The sequence below is a fragment of the Rhodococcus sp. JVH1 genome (genome assembly GCF_000280725.2).
Taxonomy (GTDB): domain Bacteria; phylum Actinomycetota; class Actinomycetes; order Mycobacteriales; family Mycobacteriaceae; genus Rhodococcus_F; species Rhodococcus_F jostii_A.
In genome coordinates, this window is record NZ_CP166289.1 from 2,872,757 (window position 1) to 2,897,626 (window position 24,870).

The following is a 24,870-nucleotide window of genomic DNA, read 5'->3' on the forward strand; positions in this document are numbered from 1 at the left end:
TTCCCGTGCAGTCGGCCGTTGCAGTCTATCGGCCGACTGCACGGGTAAGCCCTCATCGCGCGGTGCGCCTCGTGTCACCTCACCATGCTGCGCAGTTGCCTGGTCGCGACGGAGAGGGCGGCGAGGTCGTGCTCCCCCGATTCCTCGACGGCGTCGAGCGTGTGCCGGGCGCGCGCCAGCCGGGCGGCATTGCGGTCCTCCCACTCCCCGATCTTCTGTTCCGCGGTGTCGACCACTTCACTGCCCGAGATCACGTCGAGGCACAGGGCCCGGACCGTGTCGTACAACTCGTCGCGCAACGACAACCGGGCCAGCGCGTTCCACCGGGTTCCCCGTCCCAGCTGCGAGACCCCCACCAGGAGGTGCACCAACCCGAGGCACTCCCCGAGCCGGTAGTACACCTCGGCCACTTCGCGGGGATCGCGTTGGGTGATGTCGGCGATCTCGACGATGTCCAGCAGCGCGAACCGGTCCAGGAGCAGTTGCACACGTCCGGCCAGGTCCGCGGGGACACCGCGGGCCACCAGCGCGGCCGTTCGACTCCGGAGATTCTCCGCGTCCTCACCGCAAAGCCAGCCCGCGACGTGCGGTGTCAGGTCCGCGACGCGGTCACGGAATCGGGCGATCTCCGCCCCGACCGCGAGCGGCTGGGGCCTGCGGGTCAGCATCCAGCGCGACGCCCGGTCGAGCAGCCGCCGGGTGAACAGCGTGAGGTCGTCCGAGAGCGCGGCGTCGAGGTCGGCGTCGCGGATGTCGCGCCGGAGCGACGGCAGGTCGAACACGGCCGACACCACCGCGAAGGCCCGCACGGCGTCGGCGCTGCTCGCCCCGGCCTCCTCGCCCAACCGGAAGGCGTAGGTGATGCCGCCGTTGTCGACGACGTCGTTGGTGAGGACCGTCGCGACGATCTCCCGGCGCAGCGGATGGTCGCCGATGGCGTCGCCGAAGGACTCCCGGAGCCTGCGCGGGAAATACCCGGCGAGGGCGTCCGAGAATGCCGGACTGTCGGGGAGGTCGCCGGCCAGCAGGTCCGACTTCAGCGCCAGCTTGACGTGCGCCATGAGGGTCGCGAGTTCCGGCGAGGTGAGTCCCGTCTCCGCGCGCTCCCGGGCGGCGATCTCCTTCCTGGACGGCAGCACCTCGATGGCGCGGTCCAGACCGTAGCGCCCTTCCAGATGGCCGATGAGCCGTCCGTGCACCGTGAGGGACGCGGCGGCGTCGGCCCGGCACGTGCCCAGCACGTCGTTCTGGGCGACGTTGTCGGAGAGTACGAGTCGCGACACCTCCCCGGACATCTCGGCGAGCAGACCGGCGCGGTCGTCGGCGGGGAGACGGCCGCCGCTGACCAGGGCGTCGAGCAGGACCTTGATGTTGACCTCGTGGTCGGAGCAGTTCACGCCCGCCGAGTTGTCGAGAGCGTCCGTGTTGATTCGCCCTCCGGAGCGGGAGAATTCGATGCGTCCCAACTGGGTGAAGCCGAGGTTGCCGCCCTCACCGACCACCCGGGCCCGCACGTCGGCGCCGTCGACGCGGACGCCGTCGTTGCTCTTGTCCCCCACGTCGAGGTGGGTTTCGGTGCCCGACTTCACGTATGTCCCGATGCCGCCGTTCCACAGCAGATCCACCGGTGCCCGCAGGATCGCGCGGACGAGGTCGGGTGGGGACAGTTCGGTGGTCCCGGGGTTCAGTCCGAGAGCGCGCCGCGCCTCCTCGCTGATCGGAACACTCTTCCTCGATCGTTCCCACACTCCGCCGCCGGCGCTGATCAGACCGGGCGCATAGTCCGCCCACGACGACCTCGGCAGCGCGAAGAGCCGTTCCCGCTCCGCGAAGGACGTGGCCGCGTCGGGGTTCGGGTCGAGGAACACGTGCCGGTGGTCGAACGCGGCGACGAGCCGGATGTGCGGGCTCGCAAGCATTCCGTTGCCGAACACGTCGCCGCTCATGTCGCCGATCCCGACGGCCGTGAACTCCTGCGACTGGGTGTCGATCCCCATTTCCCGGAAGTGCCGCTTCACGCTCTCCCACGCGCCGCGGGCGGTGATGCCGAGCGCCTTGTGGTCGTACCCGACGGATCCGCCCGACGCGAACGCGTCACCCAGCCAGAACCCGTACCGTGCCGCAACGTCGTTGGCGATGTCGGAGAACGTCGCGGTGCCCTTGTCCGCGGCGACGACGAGGTACGTGTCGTCGCCGTCGTGCCGCACCACCCGCGGCGCCGGGATCACGGCACCGGTCGCGAGGTCCACGTTGTCGGTGACGTCCAGCAGTCCGCTGATGAAGCTGCGGTAGCAGCGAACACCCTCGGCGCGCTGGGCGTCCCGATCGCGCAGCGGGTCGCCGGTGGGCGCGGGCGGGCGCGCGACGACGAACCCGCCCTTCGCGCCGACAGGCACGATCACCGAGTTCTTGACCGCCTGCGCCTTCACCAGGCCGAGCACCTCGGTGCGGAAGTCCTCCTTGCGGTCGGACCACCGCAGCCCTCCCCGCGCCACGGCGCCGAACCGCATGTGCACGCCCTCGACCCACGGCGAGTAGACGTAGATCTCGAAGCGGGGTCTCGGCTGCGGCAGTTCCGGGATCCGCTGCGGATCGAACTTGAACGACAGGACCTGCCGTTCCCGGCCCGGGCGGGCGTAGCGGTTGGTGCGCAGCGTCGCCAGCACCACGTTCAGGTAGGCGCGCAGGATGCGGTCGGCGTCCAGGCCGAGGACGTCGCCGATCGCCGTTTCCAGCGACGCGATCAGTTCGCCGCACTCCTGAGCGCCGTCCGGATCCGTGCCGTCCGGATCGAACCTCGCGGCGAACAGCCGGATCAGCGCCTGGGAGATCTCCGGATGATCACCGAGGACCGTGGCGATGTGGTTCTGGCTGTACGGGAATCCACCCTGCCGCAGGTACCGCGCGTATGCCCGCAGCACCTCCACCTCACGCCAGTCCAGGCCCGCGCGGAGCACGAGTTCGTTGAAGCTGTCCGTCTCGGCGCGGGACGCCCAGGCCGCGGCGAAGGTCTCCGTGAAACGACGCGGCAGCGCGTCGTCCACCGGCCCCGGCGACGCGTAGCGGATCCCGAACTCGTACATCCAGCACACCGTTCCGCGACTGTTCGCGACCGTGTACGGGCGCTCGTCGAGGACCGCGACACCCATGCTCTGCAGGATCGGGAGTACATCGCTGAGCGAGGCGGGTGCACCGCCGACGAAGAACGTGAAGCGCCACTCCGCCGCGTTCGCGTCGAGCCGCGTGTCGATCGCGCCGTCCGTCAGTCTCTCGAACACCACCAGATCGGCATGGGCTCGCCGGGCGTCGAAATCGTGCTTGTACACCTCCGGGAAATGCTCCGAATAGTGTGCGAGGAGATCACGTTCGGCGGTGTCGAGTTCGTCGCGGAACCGGTCGTCCCAGGTCCGGCAGGCCCGGGAGATTCGACGCTGAATCTCCAGTCGCCGGGTGTCCGTCACCTCGGTGTCCACCGGGACCCGCATCGTGAAGTGCACCATCGCGAGCGGGTACTCCGACACGTTCGTGGTGTATTCGACTGCGGTGCCGTCCAGTTCGTCCAGCAGGACGCGCTGGGCCGCCAGGCGCGTCCGGGTGTTGTACCGATCGCGGGGAATGAACACCAGCGCCGACATGCTCTCGCCCGGGACGTCCGTGCGCAGGAAGAGGTGAATGTGCTCGCGCGCGGTGATGCCGGCGACCTCGGTGAGGGCCGAGTGCAGCGAGTCCGGGCTCGCCGCGAACAACTCGGTCAGCGGCAGCGCCTGCACGACCTGCAGCACGGCCTGCCCGGAGAACGAGTCGATGTCGAAACCGGCCCGGTCGAGCAGGGCCCGCACCCTGCGTCCCGCGCCCGGGATGTCCAGGACGTTCTCGTGCCTTCCCGCGGGGGTGAACGCGCCGACGAAGCGGTGCTCCACTCCTCCGGCCCGAACTCCGACCACCGACGGGTACGACGACCGGTGCACGGACACCGGAAGCGCCGCCTGCCCGATCGCGAGGACGGGGCCGGGTTCCGGGGCCGGCGCCCGATCGCCCTCCCGGTCGTGGAGCACGCCGAGACTCTCCTCGGGTGCGCCGTCGGCGCCGTACCGCGCGTACCCGAGGACGGTGAAGTTGCCCGCCTCGCACCAGCGCAGGAAGTCGGCGGCCTCGCGGAGTTCTTCGGACAGCGAATCCTGCCCGGTCTGCGAGTCGAGTCGGTCGGAGACCTGGATCTGCAGTTCGCGCATGCGCGCCAGATCGCGGTCCACCCGGCGTACGTCGGCGAGGACGGTGTTCAACGCCTCGACCAGTGCGGCGACGACCGAGTCCGGCGTGTCGGAGCGCAGACCCGCGTGAATCCACGACTCCGCCGTCCCGGAGTCGGAGATCGGGAGAAGGTCGGTGAGGGTGCCCGACTCCGAGCGGCGGGCGACGAGGACCGGATGCAGCGCCTCCTCGATCGGGGCGCCGACCCTGGCCGCGGTCAGCAGTACCGATTCGACGAGCAGGGCCATGTCGTCGGTGACGATCTGCACCGCGGGCCCGATCCCGCTGGGGTCTGCGGCGTCGATTCCGCGCACCACCGCGGTCCCGGGGTTCCGGTTCCACCCGGTCTCGAGGTGCGTGTTCGCGATGCGATCACGCGCCTGCGGATCTGCGCCGTCGGCGGAGGGATGGCCGGCGGTGCGGAGGTAGAGGTCGCGGAAACGCTCGGGCGCTTCCGGAGCGGAAAACTGCTGTTCATCGCGCTCGAGCGAATGTGAGGACGTCGAAATTACTCTCATGTCAGTACCTTCCGTCGGAAGCATCGACACTCCCGACTGGTGCAGTGGCGGGCCGGCACGCCTCTCGGCTGGGTCCTTGGAGAACGCTTGACAGGGGGTTGTCTATACAGGACTATACATCTAAGGCGATAAAAAACGTGAGTCAGAGCACACTGGATTCAGGACATGGGACAGAGCACCCGGGACCGACCCAGCAGCGCCGGACTCGTCACAGAGAGACAAACAGGCCTATGACACACGAGGGACCTCCCGAGATCAGCCTCGCGCCGGAGCGTCGCACCATCGACGTCGTTCCGGACGACGAGCGTCACGGATCTCCGCGCAGCCAGTTCACGCTCTGGTTCGGCGCCAACATGCAGATCACCGCGATCGTCGACGGCGCCCTCGCGGTCGTCTTCGGCGCCGACGCACTGTGGGCCATCGTGGGCCTGCTGATCGGCAATGTCTTCGGCGGTGCCGTCATGGCGCTGCACTCCGCCCAGGGACCGCGTCTCGGCCTGCCCCAGATGATCTCGAGCCGGGCCCAGTTCGGCGTTCTGGGCGCCGTGCTCCCGCTGGTCCTCGTCGTCCTGATGTACCTCGGTTTCGCCGCCACCGGCAGCGTCCTCGCAGGTCAGGCCGTGAACGAGATCCTCCACATCGACAGCCCGACGGTCGGCATCCTCATCTTCGGCGCGATGACCGCATTCGTGGCAGTGACCGGATACAAACTCATTCACGTGGTCGGCAAGATCGCGACCGTCGTCGGCATCCTCGGATTCACCTACCTCGCGATCCGCTTGTTCGCCGAGTACGACGTGGCCGCGTTCGTCGGGAACAAGGACTTCGACATCGTCACGTTCCTTCTCGCGATCTCGCTCGGCGCCGGCTGGCAGCTGACGTTCGGACCGTACGTCGCGGACTACTCCCGCTACCTGCCGCGCTCGACGAGCGAGCGGACGACGTTCTGGTCGACGTTCGCGGGCAGCGTGATCGGCTCGCAGTGGTCGATGACGCTGGGCGCACTCGTCGCCGCCGTGGCCGGGGATGCGTTCCTCAGCGACCAGGTCGGCTTCATCGGCGAACTCGCCGGACCCGCCGCGATCGCCCTGATGATCTACCTGGTGATCCTGGTCGGGAAGCTCACCGTCAACTGCCTCAACGCCTACGGCGGATTCATGTCGATCCTCACCACGGTGACCGCTTTCAACGGACAGTCGCGTATCTCGTCCCGGGCCCGCACCCTGTACATCATCGGGTTCGTCGCCATCTCGATGCTGATCGCGATCGGCGCCAGCGCCGACTTCCTCAACAACTTCAAGAACTTCGTCCTCGTCCTGCTGATGGTCTTCACCCCCTGGAGCGCCATCAACCTGATCGACTACTACCTCATCTCCAAGGAGCGCGTGGACATCCCGGCGCTGTACGACCCGGCGGGCCGCTACGGCCGCTGGAACAAGACGGCGATGATCTGTTACACCGTCGGCGTTCTCGCGCAGATCCCGTTCCTCGCCCAGAAGCTCTACACCGGGCCCGTCACGGAAATGCTGGGCGGCGCGGACATCTCGTGGATCGTCGGCATCGTCTTCACCGGCGCCATCTACTACCCACTCGCGCGGCGCAGCAGCAACCCGCCCCCGTCGATGATCTATCCGGCGAATACCGCGATGGCGGATTCGCGACTGTGAATCACGCTGACACCCAGACTATTCCCTCTTCCTCGTTCGACCATCAAGGAGTACACGACATGACCACCACGACGCCTCCGGTTTCCGGACCCCGCCACGTGTCGGCGCCCCGCGGCACCGAACTGACGACTCTCGGCTGGCAGCAAGAAGGCGCCCTGCGCATGCTGATGAACAACCTCGACCCCGAGGTCGCCGAGCATCCCGACTCGCTCGTCGTCTACGGCGGCACCGGCAAGGCCGCGCGCAGCTGGGAGGCGTTCGACGCGATGGTCCGGACGTTGAAGACCCTGAAGTCGGACGAGACGATGCTGGTGCAGTCCGGGAAGCCGGTCGGCGTGTTCCGCACCAGCGAGTGGGCGCCCCGCGTCCTCCTCGCGAACTCGAACCTGGTGGGCGACTGGGCCAACTGGGAGGAGTTCCGCAAGCTCGACGCCCTCGGCCTGATCATGTACGGGCAGATGACGGCCGGGTCGTGGATCTACATCGGCACGCAGGGCATCCTGCAGGGCACGTACGAGACGTTCGGCGCGGTCGCCCGGAAGCGCTTCGGCGGCTCGCTCGCAGGCACCATCACGCTGACGGCCGGACTCGGCGGCATGGGCGGCGCCCAGCCCCTCGCCGTGACGATGAACGACGGCGTCGCGATCTGCGTCGACTGCGACGTCACTCGCATCGACCGCCGGATCGCGCACAAGTACCTCGACACCAAGGCCACCGACATCCACGACGCCCTGCGTCTCGCGATCGAGGCCCGCGACGCGAAGCGCCCGCTGTCGATCGGCCTCGAAGGCAACGCCGCGGAGATCTTCCCCGAACTGCTCGCCATGAACGCCCCCATCGACATCGTCACCGACCAGACGTCGGCACACGACCCGCTGTCGTACCTGCCGCTCGGGATCGATTTCGCCGACATGAAGGCGATGGCCGACAAGGACCCGGTGAAGTTCACCGAGGACTCCCGCGCATCGATGGCACGGCACGTCGCCGCGATGGTCGGCTTCCTCGACAAGGGCGCCGAGGTGTTCGACTACGGCAACTCCATCCGTGACGAGGCCCGCAAGGCCGGCTACTACCGCGCGTTCGACTTCCCCGGATTCGTGCCCGCCTACATCCGTCCGCTGTTCGAGGAGGGCCTCGGCCCGTTCCGCTGGGCCGCGCTGTCGGGTGACCCGAAGGACATCGCCGCCACCGACAAGGCGATCCTCGAACTGTTCCCCGAGAACGAGCACCTGAAGCGCTGGATCACGATGGCGGGCGAGAAGGTGGCGTTCGAGGGTCTGCCGGCCCGGATCTGCTGGCTCGGCTACGGCGAACGGCACAAGGCCGGCCTGAAGTTCAACGAGATGGTGGCGTCCGGCGAGCTGTCCGCGCCCGTCGCCATCGGCCGCGATCACCTCGATTCCGGATCCGTCGCCTCCCCGTACCGCGAGACCGAGTCGATGCTCGACGGCTCCGACGCGATCGCCGACTGGCCGTTGCTCAACGCACTCGTCAACACCGCGTCGGGGGCGTCGTGGGTGTCCATCCACCAGGGCGGCGGCGTCGGCATGGGACGGTCCATCCACGCCGGTCAGGTGTGCATCGCGGACGGCACCGACCTGGCCGCCGAGAAGCTGGAGCGGGTTCTGACCAACGATCCCGGCATGGGCGTCATCCGGCACGTCGACGCCGGATACGACCATGCGATCGACGTCGCCAAGGAGCGTGGCGTGCGCGTGCCGATGTCCGAAGGATGATCGCAGGCCCGAGCGACCGTATTTTCGAACCACTGGAAGGAACAGCAGTGACAGCGAACACCTCCCGCTCCACAGTGCTGACCGGCATCGGCACCCTGGTGACCAACGACCCGACAGTGGGGGAAGGTCCGCTCGGGCTGATCCGCGACGCCGCCGTCGTCTTCGACGGCGGCGTGGTGGCCTGGGTCGGCAGCGCCGACTCGGCGCCGGCCGGGGACGTCGGGCACGATCTCGACGGCCGGGCGGTGCTGCCGGGCTTCGTGGAGAGCCACTCGCATCTCGTGTTCGGCGGGGAACGGGCGGAGGAATTCGCGGCGCGGATGGCGGGACAGCCGTACGCGGCGGGTGGCATCCGCAACACGATCGAGGCGACACGGAACGCGACCGACGAACAACTGCAGGCGAACACGCGGCGACTGCTGGACGAGTCCCTGCGGTCGGGCAGCACCACCGTGGAGTGCAAGACCGGGTACGGGCAGACGGTCGCGCACGAACTGCGCAGCACGAGGATCGCAGCCTCCCTCACCGACGAGGTGACGCTGCTCGCCGCTCACGTTCCGCCGCCGGAATACGCGGGGCGGGCCGACGACTACGTCGCCATGGTGTGCTCGGAGATGATCGACGCCTGTGCACCGCAGGCGAAATGGATCGACGTGTTCTGCGAGACCGGCGCGTTCGACCGCGATCAGGCACACGCCGTTCTCACCGCCGGGATGGCGAAGGGCCTGATCCCCCGCGTCCACGGCAACCAGCTCCGCGAGGGCCCCGGGGTCCAGCTCGCCGTCGAACTGGGGGCCGCGTCCGTCGACCACGTCTGCTACACCACGCAGGCCGACATCGATGCGCTGGCGCAGAGTTCGACGGTGGCCACTCTCCTGCCCGGCGCGGATTTCTCGACCCGCAACAAGTACCCGGACGCCCGGGCCCTGCTCGACGCGGGTGTCACGGTGGCGCTCGGTGCGGATTGCAACCCCGGCACCAGCTACACCACCAGCCTGCCGTTCTGCATCGCGATCGCGGTGCGGGACATGCACATGACCCCGGACGAAGCCATCTGGGCGGCCACGGCGGGCGGTGCCCGCGCGCTGCAACGTGCCGACGTCGGGGTCCTGCGTCCCGGCGCGCGGGCCGATGTCCTCGCGCTGGACGCGCCGTCGTACCTACACTTGGCCTACCGGCCCGGCGTCCCCCTGGTCAGCGATGTGTGGCGGGGCGGCGAACTCGCCTGGTCCGCGCACACCGGTCACGAGAAAGCGAGGGCCCTGCGATGATGGAGAACCTGCTGATTCCCCCGCCCCCCTGGGTCGGCAGGGTGGACGGCACGTCGAGTCACCACCTCCGCTGGCACCAGGCCGTGACGCCCCTTCACGACGGCGCCGAGCCCGGCGCCTGCGTGCTGATCGGTTTCTCGAGCGACGAGGGCGTGGAGCGGAACAAGGGACGCCGCGGGGCGGCGCGCGGCCCGGACGCGCTGCGGGGCGCGCTGTCGTCGATGGCGCTCGCCGAGCCGCTCCGCGTCTACGACGCCGGCACCGTCGCGGTCACCGACAATCGTCTCGAGGCCGGGCAGATGGCGCTCGGCTCCGTGGTCGCCGCGACGCTCGACGCCGGCCAGTTCCCGGTGGTCCTCGGCGGCGGCCACGAGGTGGCCTACGGGACGTACCTCGGTCTGGCACAGGCCGCCGTCCGCACACCCAAGCGGCGGATCGGGATCCTGAACCTGGACGCCCACTTCGACCTGCGGTCCGATCCGGTCCCGAGTTCGGGCACACCGTTCCGGCAGATCCTCGAACAGGAGCATGCGTCGGGCACCGCCCTGCAGTACTCCGTGCTCGGCATCAGCCAGCCGAGCAACACCACCGCACTGTTCGACACCGCACGCGGATACGACGTCCGCTACCTCCTGGACGACGACTGCTCGGTCTCCGACCGGCACCGGGTGGCCGTCTTCGTCAGCGAGTTCCTGTCGGACGTCGATCTCGTCTACCTCACCATCGACCTCGACGTCCTTCCCGCCGCGGTCGCGCCGGGAGTGAGCGCTCCCGCCGCGTACGGCGTTCCGGCGGAGACGATCCAATTCGTGTGCGACGCCGTCGCCGCCAGCGGAAAACTCGCGGTGTGCGATGTGGCCGAGCTCAATCCGTCGTTCGACATCGACAACCGCACGGCCCGCACCGCCGCCCGGTTGATCCATCGGATCGTCACGAAACGCATCCCGATCGCGGTGTGAGGTCACCCGGGAGCGTCCGCTCAGACCTCCCCCAGCACTGCGCGCAGACGGGTGACGAACGCGGCGGGGTCGTGGGCGAAGCCGATGTGGTCGCCGGGGAACATAGTGGGCTCGACGCCCAGTCCGGCGGCGAGCGCCCGCGACGTACGGTCGCAGAGTTGGCCACCCGACTCCTCGCCGATCCCGACCACGACGCGGGTGGGCGCCGAGCTCAGGGCGGTGACGTCCGGGCACCAGCGGGTGGTGGGGCGCAGCATGTGCGCGTGCTGGAAGTAGTCGTCCGCCTCCGTCTGCGCATCCCGTTCGCCCGCGAACATCTGCTGGAACGCTTCCTCGGGCAGGTGGATGTTCGCCAGGGCCAGGAACTTCCTCCACGCCCCCACGACATCCCCGGTCAGGTGGGTGTCGATGATCTCGTCGGTCTTCACGCGCAGCTGCTCGCGGTCGTCGAGTAACTCGTCCAGCGGCGGCTCGTGGGCGATCACGGTGTGGACCAGCTCGGAATGCGCCTGCACCAGCGCGAGCGCACTGACGGCGCCGCCGCTGGAGCCGAACACCACGGCAGGGCCCGCGTCGAGGTGCATCAGGAGCCGGGCGAGGTCGTCCGCGCGCATCTCCGGGGTCGAATCGCGATCCCGGTCGTCGACCGGGCTGCGGTGGATGCCCCGCGGGTCCGTCGTGAGCACGGTGTAGTCGGACGAGAGCAGATCCGCCGCCGGCGCGAAGGAGTCGGCGTCCATCGGGGCGCCGACGAGCACCACGACGGGACCCGTGCCCCGCACTTCGTAGTACAGCCCGGCACCGGGGACGTCGAGGATCCGGGCGTCGGCGGTGGCGGTCGATGTGGAATTCATCGGTTCTCCTCGTTCGGGATGGTGATTCTCGGTCGCAGGTAGGACCGCCCCCGAGGGGCAGAATCATCGGTCGAGGGGGAAAATTTCTTCCGCAGACCTGGTACAGCGCCCCGGATTCGCAGGAATCGTGGGCGTACCACTGGAAGCACGCGCGCCTTGATGACAGGATGATATCCACGCGAACGGGATCTCGATGTGAGGTCCCGGGCGGCAACTGCAGGGAGTGAACGGTATGGCGCAGGGTGTTGTGAAGTGGTTCAACAGCGAGAAGGGCTTCGGATTCATAGCGCCGGACGACGGCAGCGCGGACGTGTTCGTTCACTACTCCGAGATCTCGGGCAGCGGCTACAAGTCGCTGGAGGAGAACCAGCGGGTGGAATTCGAGGTCGGACAGGGCCAGAAGGGCCCGCAGGCCCAGAATGTCCGGGCCGTCTGACCGACGCCCCGATGACACTGCGACGAGGTCGCAGATGACACTGTGACGAGGTCGCACCCGAGCGGTGCGGCCTCGTTGTGGTGACAGGCCCCGGGACAGCTATCTCGCGAGGCCGAAGCTTCCCACCTGGTTGCCGCCCACGTACACGGCCCCGGTGTAGGTCCCGTCTGCGTTGGGGGAAATCCTGTCGGTCAGGAACCCCAGACCCGATGGGCCGTAGTCGATGACGGTGTTTCCGTTCCCGTCCTGCGAGGTCGTGCCCGCGAGACCGGTCAGACCGAACGCGAAGTTGTTGACGACCGTGCCGCCCTGGAACGTCTTGCCCTTCCAGATCAACTCACCCGCCGGCGCGGTGGTCGTTCCCTGATACGTGCCGGACGGCACGGCGGGTTCCGCCACGCCCGTCCCCGCGCCGGCGAAAACCGCGCCGATCATCGTTCCCGCGGTGACGATCCCTCGTGTGATCGTGCGCATGAAGCCTCCCTCTGCCGTGCCGCACGGAGTGTGCGCTGTGCGTCCGTGGTCGAGTACCCGCTTCCGTGCCGTGGACACCGGCACCCCTGGACAAATTCGCCGGTCTCCTTCATAGTCGATATGCCACCAAGTGGCATTGTCATTTCACTAGGTGGCAATCCCGATCTTCCGACAGGAGTTTCCGTGACCGATCAGCTGCTCGACGCCGCCGAGTTCCGCGGCGCAGTGCGTGCATTCGCCAACCGTGAGATCCACCCCGGCGCGGCGTTCCGTGACGAGACGCGGGAGTTCCCGGCGGAGTTGGTGAAGCGACTGGGCGAACAGGACCTGATGGGCATCTCGGTGCCCGAGGAGTTCGGCGGACTGGGCCTGTCCACCAAGACACAGCTGATCGCGATCGAGGAGGTGGCCCGCACCGACGCCGCCCTCGCCTCGATCTACACCGCGCACTACCTGGGGCTCGAGCCGATCCTCGTCGGCGGAACCGAGGAGCAGAAGCGCCGGTGGCTGCCCCGGCTCGCGTCCGGTGAGCTGCTCGCCGGGTTCGCCCTCACCGAACCGGACGCCGGCTCCGACATCGCCTCGATGCGCACGACGGCGCGGCGCGAGGACGACGGGTGGCACCTGTCCGGTTCGAAGACGTACATCTCCAACGCCAAGGAGGCCGACCTGGTCGTCCTCTTCGCCAAGACCGATCCGTCCGCTGGCTTCCGCGGCATCACCGCCTTCGTCCTCCCCCAGGGCACCCCCGGCGTGAGTTACTCCGAGCCCCAGGACAAGCTGGGCATCCGGTCCGCCCCCACCTACACCGTCTTCCTCGACGACGTGGTGCTTCCCCCCGACGCCGTGGTGGGAACGGAGGGCCGCGGCGGCAACATCGCGCTCACCGCCCTCAACCGCGCCCGCATCGATGTGGCCGCGATGGCCAACGGAATCGCCCTGCGCGCTTGGGAACTGGGACGCTCCTACGCGGCCGAGCGCAAGCAGTTCGGACACCCCATCGCCGAATTCCAGGCGATTCAGCTGCTGCTGGGCGCGTGCGACGCGCAGCTCGTCGCCTCCCGCGTCACCGCGGACTGGGCGGCGGACGTGAAGGATGCCGGGGCCGACCTGCGCCGCGCCGCGTCCGTGTCGAAGTACGTGGCCACGGAGGCCTGCTTCTCGATCGTCGACCAGACCGTGCAGATTCACGGCGGCGCCGGTTTCATGCGCGAATCCGAGATCGAACGCCTCTACCGCGACTGCCGGATCCTCCGGATCTTCGAGGGCACCTCGCAGATCCAGCTGCTCACCATCGCCTCCAACGCGCCGTCCCCGCGCTCGACCGACTTCTGAGAGGGCCTGTGATGCCTCCCCTGCCTCCCCTGGACGGCGTCCGCGTCGTCGATCTCTCCCGCGTCCTCGCCGGACCGTATTGCACGGCGCTGCTCGCAGACGCCGGCGCCGACGTCGTCAAGATCGAGCCCGCCGCCGGCGAGGACTCGCGGCACCTGGGCCCGTTCCGCGACGGCGAGAGCATCTATTTCAACGTGCTGAACCGCGGAAAACGCTCGCTGGCACTGAATCTCAAGGACGACTCGGACCGGAAGGTGCTGTTCGACCTGCTCGACACGGCGGATGTTCTCGTCGAGAATTTCCGGCCCGGCGTGACCGCCCGCCTCGGCATCGACTACGACACCGTCCACACCCGCAACCCCCGGCTCGTCTACGCGTCCATCTCTGGTTTCGGGCAGGACGGGCCGCTCGCGGGTTCGGCCGCCTACGACCTCGTCGTGCAGGCGATGTCGGGGATCATGAGCATCACCGGTTCCCCCGAATCCGGGCCGACCCGGCTCGGCGAATCGTTCGGCGACCTCGTCGCGGGACTGTTCGCGGCGTGGGGCATCAGCTCCGCCCTGGTCGGCACGCGGGAATCGGGTGTGGGGCAACACCTCGACGTCGCCATGTTCGACAGCATGCTGGCCATGCTCCCCACCGCGCACAGCCAGTTGCAGGCGTCGGGGGTCGCACCGGTGGGAGTGGGCAATCGCCATCCCGTCTCCACCCCGTTCGACACGTACCGGGCGTCGGACGGCCAGTTCGTCCTGGCCGTCGCCAGCCAGTCCGGATTCGAGAAGCTCGCCCGCACCATGGATCGCGCAGACCTTCTCGGCGACAACCGTTTCGCCGACGACACGTCCCGCACCGATCACGAACCGGCCCTGCGCGCGGAGATCGAGATCTGGGCGAAGGACAAGACGGTTGCCGAGGTGGTCGCGGTCCTCGGCGCGGCCGGACTGGCGAGCTCCGAGATCTGGAACGTGGAACAGGCGTTGTCGTCCGAGCAGAGCAGGCACCGGGGACTCGTGGAGTCGTTCGATCATCCGGTCGCGGGAACGATCGACTACGTCCGGCAGCCGGTCGTGTTCGGCGACAGCGCGCGCCCCGGGGTCCGCCGCAGCCCGCTGCTCGACGAACACCGGCAGCCCCTGCTGTCCGAGATCGCGTCGCGGTAGATTCACGCCGACACCCGCGACAATCAGGAGAGAACCCATGGCCCCCGGAGATGTGACCCGCAGCGCGAGCCGCACCTTCGAACTGCTCGGCGCGATCACCGAGCAGGGCGGCTTGACGCTCGGCGACGCCGCGAAAGCCGCCGGCCTCGCCACGAGTACCGCACTGCGCCTGATCCGCAGCATGGAGCAGAGCGAATTCCTGGTCCGCGGCGACGACAACGTCTACCGGGCCGGGCCGCGACTTCTCCAGATCGGCGCCCGGGCGATCAGCGACAACCAGCTGCTGTCCCGGGCCCGGCCCGCGATGGTCGCGATCGCGGAGGGAACCCGCGAATCCACGTACCTGTCGACCCACGGCCCGAAGGGCACAGCCCTGTATCTCGCGCAGATCGAGGGCACCCACGCGATCCGGCACATGGGATGGGTGGGGCAGACGGTGCCGCTCGAGGGCACGGCCGTCGGCGCCGCGCTGCGGGGCGACCTGCAGAGCGAGGGATACGCGATCGCCCACGACACCATCGAGGACCAGTCGACGGGTGTGGCGGCCCCGATCTACGACGCGGTGGGGCGGATCGTGGGCGCGCTCAGCATCATCGGGCCGACGTTCCGCCTCGACGACGCACTCTGCGCCCAGCACGGTCAGGTTCTCGTCGAGCGTTGCCGTGCGCTGTCGGCCGAACTGGGCTCCCCGACCCGGTGAGCGGCGGTCAGCTACCCATGCTGGTCCGGACGAACTCGCGGAACGTGAGGACCATCGGTTCGCGGGCCCGGCCCCGCCGGTAGATCAGCGAAAACGGTGCTTGATAGCCGAACGACGCCGGCAGGATCGGGCGGAGCCGGTTCCGGTCCACCCAGTACTCCGCGTAGTGCTCGGGCAGGTATCCGATGTACGCGCCGGACAGCACGAGGATGAGCTGCGCCTCCATGTTCTCCACCGTCGCCGACGGTTGGGGGAACCCCTGGCGGGCGAGTTCCTGCTCGGACCAGTAGCCGCGGGTCACCATCCGCTGTTGCGTGATGACCTCCGGCGGCACCCGCTTCCTGCCGAACAGCGGATGCTTGTCGCTGCAGTACAGCCAGTGCTGCTCCCGGTGCAGCGCCTGGGAGACGAGACCGTTCATCGGTGAGGCGAACGCGCCGACTGCGACGTCGATCCGGTCGTCGAGCACGCCGACCTGCAATTCGTGCGGGGTCTGGATCTTCAGGTCGAGGTAGACGGCGGGGTGGTCCTTGCTGAACACGCCGATCACGTCGGCGAGCGGCAGCGTGGCGTCGGTGACGGTGGAATCGAGAACGCCGATGGTGAGGGTTCCCCGGAGCTCCCCCTGCAGCGCGGCGCCGTAGCGTTCGAAGCCCTCGAGTTCGCCGAGGATGCGCAGGCATTCCTTGTGGTAGAGCTCGCCCTTGCTGGTGAGACCGAATCCGGCCCGGCCGCGGTGACACAGGACGATGCCGAGGTGCCGTTCGAGCTGGCTCATGTAGGTGCTGATCGCGGAGGCGGACAGTCCGAGTTCCTGCTGCGCGGGCGCGAACCCCTGGTGGCGGACAACGGCCGCGAAGATCTGGAGGAGCTTCAGATCGGGCAGCGAGCTGCGCATCGCACTCCTCCGGCGGGGTCGAAAACAGGGTGTGAGCTGGCTCGCACCATTACTTCACGATTTTCTGAAGTGATTATTTGTATCAAGTGATTTATTTCACGTCAATGTTCTCCTACCGTCTAGGGCAACGGTCTGACGAGACCGGCACCGACGGGACCACCGCGCCCGTCATCACCGATCCGCTAGGACACGTGAAGGACGCACCATGGACATCACCATCATCCTGATCTACCTGGGCGCGATGCTCGCGTTCGGCTGGTGGGGCAAACGCCGGGCGAGCAACTCCAGCGAATACCTCGTCGCCGGCCGCCGCCTCGGCGGATTCCTCTACACCAGCACGATGGCGGCGGTCGTCATCGGCGGCGCCTCCACCGTCGGCGGCGTCGGCCTCGGCTACAAGTACGGCATCTCCGGAATGTGGCTGGTCGTGTCGATCGCCGCCGGCGTTCTCCTGCTCAGCCTGCTCTTCGCCGCGCGGATCCAGCGCCTGAAGGTCTACACCGTCTCCGGGATGCTGAAACTCCGGTACGGCATCGACGCCACCGGCGCGTCCGGTCTCGTGATGATGGCCTACACCCTCATGCTCACCGTCACCTCCACGATCGCCTACGCCACCATCTTCAACGTGCTGTTCGGCTTCGACCGGACACTGTCGGTGGTCCTCGGCGGCCTCATCGTCGTGGCCTACTCGGCGATGGGCGGCATGTGGTCGATCACGCTCACCGACGTCGTCCAGTTCGTCATCAAGACCATCGGCGTCTTCGTCCTGCTCCTCCCGTTCACATGGAGCAAGGCGGGCGGGTACGCCGGCATCAAGGAGCGCGTGGGCGAACAGGCACTCGGGCTCGGCACCATCGGCACCGGCACCATCATCACGTTCTTCGTCGTCTATACGCTCGGCATCCTCATCGGACAGGACATCTGGCAGCGGGTGTTCACCGCGAAGTCGCCGGAGGTCGCACGGTGGGGCGGCGTCACCGCCGGCATCTACTGCCTGCTGTACGGCGTCGCGGGCGCACTGATCGGCCTGGCCGCGTCGGCCCTCATGCCCGACATCGGGTCGTCCGACGACGTGTACGCCGACGTCGCCGTCCACGTCCTGCCCGTCGGCCTCAGCGGCATCGTCCTCGCCGCCGCGGTGGCCGCGATGATGTCAACCGCGTCCGGCGCACTGATCGCCACCGCCACCGTAGCCCGGCAGGACGTCCTTCCGCTGGTCGCCCAGATCTTCGGCCGCACACGCCCCGAGCTGGACACGTCCGATCCGGAAGCCGACGTACGCGGCAACCGCCTCTACGTGATCGTGATCGGCCTCGTCAGCATCGTGATCGCCGCGCTCATCAACGACATCGTCTCCGCGCTCACGATCGCCTACGACATCCTGGTCGGCGGGCTCCTCGTCCCGATCCTCGGTGGCCTGGTCTGGAAGCGCGCCACCGGAACCGCGGCCATGGCGGCCATGGCGGTGGGTACCGTGGCGACAATCGCGACGATGTTCGTCGTCGGTGACGTCATGGCGAACGAACCGGTGTACGTCGGACTCGTCAGCGCCCTGGTGCTGTTCGTGGCCACCAGCCTGATCACCGAACCCACCCCGGCGAACGTGATGTCGGTGTGGAACGCGCGAGTGTCGGGAAAGGACGAGGAAGACCCGGTTCCGGTCCCGGCACCGATAGCCTGAGTGGCATCAGCGCACGAAAGTGAGTGCGCACGAGCGGGAGGAATGATCGTGCCGAAGATCGTCGACCACGACGAGCGGAGACGGGCGCTCGCCGACGCCGTTCTCGCGTTGATCGCCCGGGAGGGGATCTCCGCCGTCACCACGCGAGCGGTGGCGGAGGAGAGCGGGTGGTCGACCGGAGTGTTGAACCACTACTTCGGATCCCGGCACGAACTGCTCCTCGCGGCGCTGCGCCGGGCCGGCGACATCCAGGGCGACCGGTACCGCACGATCCTCGACGAGGAGGGCGCCGGCCCGATCGAGAAGCTGCGGAACATCACCGCCAGCATCCTGCCGCTCGACGAACGCCGACTGGCGATGACCCGCGTGTTCCTGTTCTTCTACGCGGAGGGTGCGGCCGAGGAAACGGCGCGCGGTGAGATCGCGGCCTTCCTCGCCCGCTGGCGGGGCGTCGTGCGCGAGTCGGTCGTCGCCGCACAGCGGGAGGGCACCGTCTCCACCGACCTCGACGCGGACGCCGTCACCGTCGCGCTGGTGGCACTGACCGACGGTCTTGCATTGCAGGCCATCCTGGATCCCGTTGTCATGAAGGCGATCAGCGCGGAGGACGCGGCCGCGCGCTGCGTGGACGCCGCCGTGCGACGGACCACCGAAGATGCGGGAGCAGTAGGTAGATGACCGACCGCGTCGTCGTCCTCGACGACTTCATTCCGGCCGAAGCGCTGTCCGATTCGCTTGCCGCCGCGGGTATTTCCGCGGACGTCGTGCACCAGTCCGAGTTCCCGTCCGGCCCGGGCGTCATCGCCTTGCTCGTGGGCCCGGAGAACACCGGCCTGGGGCCCCGTCACCTGGCGGATCTCCCGGACCTGCGACTGCTGTCGGCCACGTCCGCCGGGTACGACCACCTGCCGGTGTCGGCGGCCCACGAACGCGGCCTCTGGGTCACGCGGGCGGTGGACTACTGCACCGAGGAGGTCGCGGATCACGCGCTCACGCTCACCCTCGGACTGCTCCGATCCACCCACGCCCTCGACCGCTCCGTGCATGCCGGCGTGTGGGACGTCACCGCCGCGCCGCCGCGGCGGATCGCGGGAACCGTGCTGGGCCTCTACGGTTTCGGCCGGATCGCCGGTGCTTTCGCACTGCGCGCCCGAGCCCTCGGGATGACCGTCCTCGTCAGCGGCCGCGGGCTGGGCGACCGCGCCGGGGAACTGGCGGCCGAGGGCATCGAGGTGGTCGAGTTCGAGGACCTGCTGCGCCGCACCGACGTGCTGAGCCTGCACGTCCCCCTGACTTCCGAGACGCGGGGTCTGATCGGCGAGCGTGCGCTGGCCGCGATGAAGCGCGGCGGATATCTGGTGAACGTCTCCCGCGGCGGACTCGTCGATCACGACGCGCTCGGCGCCGCGCTGCGCAGTGGACACCTCGCCGGTGCGGCCGTCGATGTTCTTCCGAACGAGCCGCCCGCACAGGACGATCCGATCCTGCAGATCCCGAACCTCGTGATCACCCCGCACGCCGCGTGGTACTCACCGCAGGTCGCGCGCACCCTGGCGCAGCAGTCGGCCCGCAATGTCGCGGCGGTCCTGACGGGCGCATCCCCGGTGGGCGTCGTCGCCGCACCGGGGATGTGATCGCCCGTCCTTGTAAGCCGCTGTCAGTCCTTGTAGTCGGGGGCGGTGCGGTCCAGCATCCGCAGAAGCGCCGCCCACGCCATCTCGTAAGCCTGATCGTCGGCGTAGTCGTCCGTGGCCTCGCCGGCGAACTGCCGCGCGGTGTGCTCGGCGATCTCGGGCGACGGAACGCGCAGTTCACCCGACGCCTGGGCGGCGATCTGGATGTCACACGCCTTCTCCAGATAGAACATTCGCAGAAACGCCTCGGCGGCGGATTCACCCACGGTGAGCAGTCCGTGATTGCGCAGGATCATCGCGGGGTGGTCGCGGAGATCCTCGACCAACCGCACGCGTTCGGCCGTGTTGAGGGCGATGCCCTCGTAGTCGTGGTAGCCGACCCGGTTGTAGAACTCCATCGAGATCTGGTTCAGCGGCAGCAGTCCCTGCTCCTGCGCGGCCACCGCACACCCGGCCTTCGTGTGGGTGTGCAGCACGCACTGCGCGTCCGGCCGGGCCTCGTGAATCGCGCCGTGGATCACGAATCCCGCAGGGTTGACGTGATATTCGGACGGTTCGACGAGTTCGCCGTCGAGATCGATCTTCACCAGGTTGGAGGCGGTGATCTCCTCGAAGAGCAGGCCGTACGGGTTGATGAGGAAATGATGTTCGGGCCCGGGAATCCGGACCGAGACGTGCGTGAAGATGAGGTCGGTCATCTTGAAATGCGCGAGCAGGCGGTACACCGCCGCCAGTTCACGACGCAGTTCCGCCTCGGTCTTCGCCGGGCTCGTTCGGCCCTGCGACGTAACGGTGGGTGCACTCATGCGGGATCTCCTTGATCACCGAAGGGATTTCGGCTTAAATATATCAAGCGATTTATTTAAGTGCCAGCCCTCGGATCAGTCGAGCCGCCCACCCAGCATGCCCCGCAGCGAGCGCAGGCAGAGTTCACGTAGCTCGCCCTCGGCGATCGACGGGTGGTCGAGCCAGTCCATGCAGACGGCACGGACGAAGGCGATCCATCCGCGCACCGCGACGCCGACGAGTTCCCGCTCACCGTCGGGGGGATCGAGCGCGTCGACGATGCGGCGCTGCTGGGCGTCGAGTTCCCGCTCGACGATGGCCCGGATGTCGGCGTCGGCCGACAGCGCGCCGTGGTTGATGGCCCGGACTCCGTGCCGGTGGCTCGCGACGTGCTCGAAGTACGCGTCGAGGCCGGCCGCGACCTGTTCCTCGACGGGGAGGGTGGAGTCGGGGGCCGTCACGTCGAGCAGTCGTTCGGATTCGCGTTCGACGATCGCGGCGAAGAAATCCCGCTTCGTCGGGAAGTAGTGGTACATCAATCCGCGCGACACCTCGGCGAGTTCGGCTACCTCCTCGATCCACACGTCCTCGTAGGGGCGGTCCGCGAACAGCCGCGCGCCGATGTCGAGTAACTGCGCGCGCCGCTGTTCCGGGGCGAGTCGTCGGCGGGCGCTGGTCATGCCAGTCACCGTACTGCTTGACACCGTTTCAGTAAGGGGTACCTTGCGTACTAGACATCAATTCAGTAACGCAGGCCACATCGACACGGGGGTCGACATGAGCGTCGAATCACTGCACACCACGGCGGATGCGACCATCCCGCATCCTCGATGGCGGCTTCCCGTCGTCGGCGACGTCTTCGGGATCAGCATCCGCACTCCCTTGCAGAATTCGATGGAGATCGGCAGAAAACTCGGGCCCATCTTCGAGCGCAACGTCCTCGGCAATCGGTTCGTATTCGCCTCCGGTGCCGACATGGTCGCAGAACTCTCCGACGAATCCCGGTTCGCGAAACACCTCGCACCCGGCGTCGCGTCGTTGCGCGAGGTGGGCGGCGACGGCTTGTTCACCGCGTACAACCACGAGCCGAACTGGAGCAAGGCGCACAACCTCCTCGCCCCAGCGTTCACGAAATCCGCGATGCGGTCGTATCACCGCACGATGCTGGATGTCGCAGGCGAACTGACGGAGCACTGGGACGAGCGGGTGGACGGCTCCCCCGTCGACGTCTCCTCCGACATGACGAAGCTGACGCTCGAGACCATCGGCCGCACCGGCTTCAGCTATTCCTTCGACTCGTTCGGACGCGAGCGCCCGCACCCCTTCGTGCAGGCGATGGTCGGTGCGCTGAGCCATTCGCAGCGCACCACGTTCGTGAAGTCCAGCGCGCTCGGGCGCCTGCTGATGCGACGGTCGGATCGACGCAACATCGCCAACCTGGAACACATGGCCGAGGTCGTCGACGAGGTGATCCGCGCCCGCCGCGACAGCGCCGAGGACGGCCCCGAGGACCTGCTCGAACTCATGCTGCGGGCCGCCCGGGAGAACGACCCCCATCGCATCGACGAGTTGAACATCCGCCACCAGGTGGTGACGTTCCTGGTCGCGGGACACGAGACCACCTCCGGTGCACTGTCGTTCGCCCTGTACTACCTGTCGCGGCATCCCGACGTCCTCGCGAAGGCGCAGGCGGAGGTCGATGCGGTCTGGGGCGACGAAGAGCCCGCATTCGAGCAGATCGCGAAGCTCCGCTACGTGCGCCGGGTGCTCGACGAATCGTTGCGGCTGTGGCCGACAGCCCCCGCGTACGGCAGGGAGGCAACCGTCGACACCACCCTCGTCGGCAAGTACCCGATGAAGGTCGGCGACTGGGTGCTCGTCCTCATCCCCGCCCTGCACCGCGACCCCGTGTGGGGTGACGATCCCGAGGTGTTCGACCCCGACCATTTCCTCCCCGAGCGCATCCGGTCCCGCCCCGCGCACGTGTACAAGCCGTTCGGGACCGGCGAACGCGCCTGCATCGGAAGGCAGTTCGCCCTCCACGAGTCGGTCCTGGTCCTCGGCACGATCCTGCGTCGATACGACATCGTGGGCGACCCGGACTATCGACTGAAGGTCGCCGAGCGCCTCACCCTCATGCCCGAGGGCTTCACGCTGCAGCTCCGCCGGCGTTGACCCCCGCTTCGGTCGCTTAATGTCACATCGGTCTACTTCGACTGCACCGATGTGACATCGGGCGAAGCGTGTCACGTGGTCGCGCGGGCCAGAACTTCCGTCACGACGTGTTCGGCGATGGCGAGGGACGACGTCGCACCCGGTGAGGGCGCGTTCCGGACGTGGATTACGCGTTCCGACCCGGTGATGACGAAGTCGTCCTCGAGGCTGCCGTCGGCGTTCATCGCCTGAGCGCGGATGCCCCGGGGCCCGCGGGTGACGTCGGAGCGGCGCACGTCGGGCACGTACTTCTGCGCCTCCTTCACGAACTGGCCCGTGCTGAGGACGGTGCGGGCCTCGCGGACCGCCGCCGCGGTGTTGTGCACGGCGAACCGCCAGAACCCGGGAAACCCGACCGCCGACATCACGTCCGACGCCGACCATCCCCGACGGTCGTACGCCTCCCGCCCGAAGGAGAGAAAGGCGTTCGGTCCGAGCATGATTCGTCCGTCGATCCGCTTGGTGAGGTGGACGCCGAGGAACGGGTACCGCGGGTCCGGAACCGGGTAGATCAGCCCCTTCACGAGCGAGGACCGCTCGGGTTCGAGCAGGAAGTAGTCGCCGAAGAAGGGCACCACGCGAGGCGATCGCGGTTCACCCGACATCAGTGCCACCCGGTCGGACTGGAGTCCGGCGCACGTGACCACCAGGTCGAAGACCTCACTGCCCTGCCCGGTGGTGACCACCGTTTCCGCGGTCCGGCTGTCCAGGCCCACGACCTCCCGGCCGAGGCGCACGCGTCCACCCGCGGCGGCGATGTCCGCGGCGAGAGCCTCCGCGACCGCCACGTAGTCGATGATCGCGGTGTGCGGCGAGTGCACGGCGGCGACTCCCCGCGCGTGCGGTTCGATCTCGGGGATCTCCTCCCCCGCGACCTTGCGGATGCCGGGGACCCCGTTGGCCACCGCTCTGTCGAAGATGGCGTCCATCCGCGCCACTTCGGACGAGTCGTGGGCAACCACCACTTTGCCGCATTCCTCGTAGGCCACGCCCTTGTTCTCCGCGTACTGCTGCAGGAGGGTGACACCACGTCGGCACAGGCGCGCTTTGAGGCTGCCCGGCGGGTAGTACAGGCCGGCGTGGACGACGCCGCTGTTGTGTCCGGTCTGGTGGGCCGCGACCCGGGTCTCCTTTTCGAACAGCGTCACCTCGACGGCGTCCATGCGGTGCAGAAGTTCCCGGGCGACCGCCAGACCGATGATGCCGCCGCCGATGACGGCGGCACGAATCTTCGCCATGAGCACCCCTCCGTATATACCGTTTTCGAGATACCATCGATGGTATGTCGACCACCCCTCGACGCACGTCTTTTCCCGGACTGGAGCACCTGTCCGATCGGCGTCGAGCGCTGCTGGACGAGCTCGTCACCACCCGCCGCGAGCACGGCCTGACGCAGACGGAGATCGCCGCCCACATGGGCACGTCGCAATCGGCCGTGGCACGGCTCGAACGCGGCGACGTCGACCCCCGCCTGTCGACGCTCGAACGGTATGCGGAGGCCGTGGGCCGGACGGTCGACTGGACGATCTCAGCGCATCGGGAGTCATCATCATGATCTGGCCACCACCCACCCCACCACCGGTCCCGCCGTTTCACACGCCCTGGCAGCCGGACCCCCGGCAACCACCCGCGCCGATGCCCGTCACGTCCGTGCCCGCTCCCGCTCCCGGTCCCGACTGGCTGGCCGAGCGCCTGTTCGACAAACGGATCGTGTCGCTGACCGGCCGACTCGACGCCGAGGCCACCAACCGTGCGGCGGCGTCGCTCGCGTTGCTCGACGCCTCGGGCGACGGGGAGGTCCAGTTGTGGCTGCACGGCGTCGACGCCGACGTCGATGCGGCCGCCACGCTCCTCGACACCCTCGACCTGATGGGGGTTCCGCTGCACGTCCACTGCCGCGGCGACGTCCGCGGTATGGCGGTCGCCCTCCTCGCGCCCGCCGACCGCCGGACGGCGGCGTCGCACGCCACGTTCCACCTCCGTGAACCGCAGACCTCCTGCACCGGTCCGGCGTCGGACGTCGCCATCGCCGCCGAACACCACGAGCAGCAGCTGCGGCGGCTGCAGCAGCGGATCGCCGACTCCTGCGGGCGCCCCGTCGACGCGGTGAGCGGTGACATGCGGGACCACCGGATCCTCACCGCAGACGAGGCGCGCGACTACGGGTTGATCGACGCCGTCACCGGCGCGCGCTCCGTCGACAGCGAGTAGACCGGCAGCCGCACTCCTTTTCGGCTCCCGCGCACGTTTTCGGGCGCAATTTCGCGTGCGCGAACCGAGAAGGGGTGCGTCTGTG

General features: G+C 68.4%; 21 protein-coding genes. 14 read left to right on the top strand and 7 right to left on the bottom strand.

The window, feature by feature from the left end:
• Nucleotides 1-74 precede the first annotated feature (74 nt).
• Entirely contained in the window at nt 75-4,769 is a 4,695-nt protein-coding gene (locus JVH1_RS13020) for an NAD-glutamate dehydrogenase (protein WP_009477715.1), read from the bottom strand.
• Between the two features lie 230 nt (nt 4,770-4,999).
• Between JVH1_RS13020 and JVH1_RS13025 the strand changes: the two genes are divergently transcribed.
• The 4 genes from JVH1_RS13025 to hutG are packed head-to-tail and all read left to right on the top strand — an operon-like array spanning nt 5,000 to nt 10,402.
• Nucleotides 5,000-6,436 (top strand): cytosine permease, encoded by a 1,437-nt coding sequence (locus tag JVH1_RS13025; RefSeq protein WP_009477714.1) that lies wholly within the window; start codon nt 5,000-5,002, stop codon nt 6,434-6,436.
• 59 nt (nt 6,437-6,495) lie between these two features.
• Entirely contained in the window at nt 6,496-8,172 is a 1,677-nt protein-coding gene (gene hutU / locus JVH1_RS13030; protein ID WP_009477713.1) for a urocanate hydratase, read from the top strand.
• A gap of 47 nt (nt 8,173-8,219) precedes the next feature.
• A complete protein-coding gene (gene hutI / locus JVH1_RS13035; RefSeq protein WP_011596997.1) occupies nt 8,220-9,443 on the top strand; it encodes an imidazolonepropionase in 1,224 nt (407 codons plus the stop codon).
• The gene (hutG, locus tag JVH1_RS13040; protein WP_009477711.1) at nt 9,440-10,402 is read left to right on the top strand and encodes a formimidoylglutamase; all 963 of its coding nucleotides are present in this window, start codon (nt 9,440-9,442) and stop codon (nt 10,400-10,402) included. The genes hutI and hutG overlap by 4 nt, the downstream gene beginning before the upstream one ends.
• A 20-nt stretch (nt 10,403-10,422) precedes the next feature.
• Here the strand turns inward: hutG and JVH1_RS13045 are convergent, their stop codons facing one another.
• Nucleotides 10,423-11,256, bottom strand: coding sequence for an alpha/beta fold hydrolase (locus JVH1_RS13045; RefSeq protein WP_009477710.1), 834 nt, complete (start codon nt 11,254-11,256; stop codon nt 10,423-10,425).
• Nucleotides 11,257-11,488: 232 nt separating this feature from the next.
• Here JVH1_RS13045 and JVH1_RS13050 point away from each other — a divergent pair, with 232 nt between their 5' ends.
• Nucleotides 11,489-11,692, top strand: coding sequence for a cold-shock protein (locus tag JVH1_RS13050; RefSeq protein ID WP_005244612.1), 204 nt, complete (start codon nt 11,489-11,491; stop codon nt 11,690-11,692).
• 99 nt (nt 11,693-11,791) lie between these two features.
• Here the strand turns inward: JVH1_RS13050 and JVH1_RS13055 are convergent, their stop codons facing one another.
• Nucleotides 11,792-12,166, bottom strand: coding sequence for a hypothetical protein (locus tag JVH1_RS13055; RefSeq protein ID WP_009477709.1), 375 nt, complete (start codon nt 12,164-12,166; stop codon nt 11,792-11,794).
• Nucleotides 12,167-12,349: 183 nt separating this feature from the next.
• Between JVH1_RS13055 and JVH1_RS13060 the strand changes: the two genes are divergently transcribed.
• The 3 genes from JVH1_RS13060 to JVH1_RS13070 are packed head-to-tail and all read left to right on the top strand — an operon-like array spanning nt 12,350 to nt 15,361.
• On the top strand, nt 12,350-13,501 hold the full coding sequence (locus JVH1_RS13060; protein ID WP_009477708.1) for an acyl-CoA dehydrogenase family protein: 1,152 nt from the start codon (nt 12,350-12,352) through the stop codon (nt 13,499-13,501).
• Between the two features lie 11 nt (nt 13,502-13,512).
• Nucleotides 13,513-14,661 carry a CaiB/BaiF CoA-transferase family protein gene (locus tag JVH1_RS13065; RefSeq protein WP_043780883.1) on the top strand — a complete coding sequence of 383 codons (1,149 nt, stop codon included), beginning with the start codon at nt 13,513-13,515 and terminating at the stop codon, nt 14,659-14,661.
• Nucleotides 14,662-14,698: 37 nt separating this feature from the next.
• On the top strand, nt 14,699-15,361 hold the full coding sequence (locus tag JVH1_RS13070; RefSeq protein WP_009477706.1) for an IclR family transcriptional regulator: 663 nt from the start codon (nt 14,699-14,701) through the stop codon (nt 15,359-15,361).
• Between the two features lie 7 nt (nt 15,362-15,368).
• Here JVH1_RS13070 and JVH1_RS13075 read toward each other — a convergent pair whose 3' ends face one another.
• Nucleotides 15,369-16,259 carry a LysR family transcriptional regulator gene (locus JVH1_RS13075; protein WP_009477705.1) on the bottom strand — a complete coding sequence of 297 codons (891 nt, stop codon included), beginning with the start codon at nt 16,257-16,259 and terminating at the stop codon, nt 15,369-15,371.
• 205 nt (nt 16,260-16,464) lie between these two features.
• Here JVH1_RS13075 and JVH1_RS13080 point away from each other — a divergent pair, with 205 nt between their 5' ends.
• The 3 genes from JVH1_RS13080 to JVH1_RS13090 are packed head-to-tail and all read left to right on the top strand — an operon-like array spanning nt 16,465 to nt 19,574.
• Nucleotides 16,465-17,940 (top strand): sodium:solute symporter, encoded by a 1,476-nt coding sequence (locus JVH1_RS13080; protein WP_009477704.1) that lies wholly within the window; start codon nt 16,465-16,467, stop codon nt 17,938-17,940.
• Nucleotides 17,941-17,982: 42 nt separating this feature from the next.
• Nucleotides 17,983-18,618: a TetR/AcrR family transcriptional regulator gene (locus JVH1_RS13085; protein ID WP_009477703.1), complete on the top strand. Its 636-nt coding sequence runs from the start codon at nt 17,983-17,985 to the stop codon at nt 18,616-18,618.
• Nucleotides 18,615-19,574, top strand: a complete 960-nt coding sequence (locus JVH1_RS13090) for a C-terminal binding protein (protein WP_009477702.1) — start codon at nt 18,615-18,617, stop codon at nt 19,572-19,574. The genes JVH1_RS13085 and JVH1_RS13090 overlap by 4 nt, the downstream gene beginning before the upstream one ends.
• Nucleotides 19,575-19,597: 23 nt before the next feature.
• On the opposite strand, the gene JVH1_RS13095 is transcribed toward JVH1_RS13090, so the two are convergent.
• Together JVH1_RS13095 and JVH1_RS13100 are read right to left on the bottom strand one after the other, a co-directional pair.
• Nucleotides 19,598-20,380 (bottom strand): class II aldolase/adducin family protein, encoded by a 783-nt coding sequence (locus tag JVH1_RS13095; protein ID WP_009477701.1) that lies wholly within the window; start codon nt 20,378-20,380, stop codon nt 19,598-19,600.
• Between the two features lie 75 nt (nt 20,381-20,455).
• On the bottom strand, nt 20,456-21,040 hold the full coding sequence (locus tag JVH1_RS13100) for a TetR/AcrR family transcriptional regulator (RefSeq protein ID WP_009477700.1): 585 nt from the start codon (nt 21,038-21,040) through the stop codon (nt 20,456-20,458).
• A gap of 97 nt (nt 21,041-21,137) precedes the next feature.
• On the opposite strand from JVH1_RS13100, the gene JVH1_RS13105 reads away from it, so the two are divergent.
• Nucleotides 21,138-22,535, top strand: a complete 1,398-nt coding sequence (locus tag JVH1_RS13105) for a cytochrome P450 (protein ID WP_009477699.1) — start codon at nt 21,138-21,140, stop codon at nt 22,533-22,535.
• A gap of 71 nt (nt 22,536-22,606) precedes the next feature.
• On the opposite strand, the gene lhgO is transcribed toward JVH1_RS13105, so the two are convergent.
• Nucleotides 22,607-23,812 carry an L-2-hydroxyglutarate oxidase gene (gene lhgO / locus JVH1_RS13110; RefSeq protein WP_009477698.1) on the bottom strand — a complete coding sequence of 402 codons (1,206 nt, stop codon included), beginning with the start codon at nt 23,810-23,812 and terminating at the stop codon, nt 22,607-22,609.
• Between the two features lie 44 nt (nt 23,813-23,856).
• Between lhgO and JVH1_RS13115 the strand changes: the two genes are divergently transcribed.
• Both JVH1_RS13115 and JVH1_RS13120 read left to right on the top strand, forming a co-directional pair.
• A complete protein-coding gene (locus JVH1_RS13115) occupies nt 23,857-24,129 on the top strand; it encodes a helix-turn-helix transcriptional regulator (protein WP_009477697.1) in 273 nt (90 codons plus the stop codon).
• An 80-nt stretch (nt 24,130-24,209) separates the two neighbouring features.
• Nucleotides 24,210-24,785 (top strand): ATP-dependent Clp protease proteolytic subunit, encoded by a 576-nt coding sequence (locus tag JVH1_RS13120; RefSeq protein ID WP_009477696.1) that lies wholly within the window; start codon nt 24,210-24,212, stop codon nt 24,783-24,785.
• The last annotated feature ends 85 nt before the right edge of the window (nt 24,786-24,870 follow it).

Coding starts and splice junctions, on each gene's coding strand:
- JVH1_RS13020 (WP_009477715.1), bottom strand. CDS start 4,769: ATGAGAGTAATTTCGACGTCCTCACATTCGCTCGAGCGCGATGAACAG.
- JVH1_RS13025 (WP_009477714.1), top strand. CDS start 5,000: ATGACACACGAGGGACCTCCCGAGATCAGCCTCGCGCCGGAGCGTCGC.
- hutU (WP_009477713.1), top strand. CDS start 6,496: ATGACCACCACGACGCCTCCGGTTTCCGGACCCCGCCACGTGTCGGCG.
- hutG (WP_009477711.1), top strand. CDS start 9,440: ATGATGGAGAACCTGCTGATTCCCCCGCCCCCCTGGGTCGGCAGGGTG.
- JVH1_RS13045 (WP_009477710.1), bottom strand. CDS start 11,256: ATGAATTCCACATCGACCGCCACCGCCGACGCCCGGATCCTCGACGTC.
- JVH1_RS13050 (WP_005244612.1), top strand. CDS start 11,489: ATGGCGCAGGGTGTTGTGAAGTGGTTCAACAGCGAGAAGGGCTTCGGA.
- JVH1_RS13055 (WP_009477709.1), bottom strand. CDS start 12,166: ATGCGCACGATCACACGAGGGATCGTCACCGCGGGAACGATGATCGGC.
- JVH1_RS13065 (WP_043780883.1), top strand. CDS start 13,513: ATGCCTCCCCTGCCTCCCCTGGACGGCGTCCGCGTCGTCGATCTCTCC.
- JVH1_RS13070 (WP_009477706.1), top strand. CDS start 14,699: ATGGCCCCCGGAGATGTGACCCGCAGCGCGAGCCGCACCTTCGAACTG.
- JVH1_RS13075 (WP_009477705.1), bottom strand. CDS start 16,259: ATGCGCAGCTCGCTGCCCGATCTGAAGCTCCTCCAGATCTTCGCGGCC.
- JVH1_RS13080 (WP_009477704.1), top strand. CDS start 16,465: ATGGACATCACCATCATCCTGATCTACCTGGGCGCGATGCTCGCGTTC.
- JVH1_RS13085 (WP_009477703.1), top strand. CDS start 17,983: ATGATCGTGCCGAAGATCGTCGACCACGACGAGCGGAGACGGGCGCTC.
- JVH1_RS13090 (WP_009477702.1), top strand. CDS start 18,615: ATGACCGACCGCGTCGTCGTCCTCGACGACTTCATTCCGGCCGAAGCG.
- JVH1_RS13095 (WP_009477701.1), bottom strand. CDS start 20,380: ATGAGTGCACCCACCGTTACGTCGCAGGGCCGAACGAGCCCGGCGAAG.
- JVH1_RS13100 (WP_009477700.1), bottom strand. CDS start 21,040: ATGACCAGCGCCCGCCGACGACTCGCCCCGGAACAGCGGCGCGCGCAG.
- JVH1_RS13105 (WP_009477699.1), top strand. CDS start 21,138: ATGAGCGTCGAATCACTGCACACCACGGCGGATGCGACCATCCCGCAT.
- lhgO (WP_009477698.1), bottom strand. CDS start 23,812: ATGGCGAAGATTCGTGCCGCCGTCATCGGCGGCGGCATCATCGGTCTG.
- JVH1_RS13115 (WP_009477697.1), top strand. CDS start 23,857: ATGTCGACCACCCCTCGACGCACGTCTTTTCCCGGACTGGAGCACCTG.
- JVH1_RS13120 (WP_009477696.1), top strand. CDS start 24,210: ATGCCCGTCACGTCCGTGCCCGCTCCCGCTCCCGGTCCCGACTGGCTG.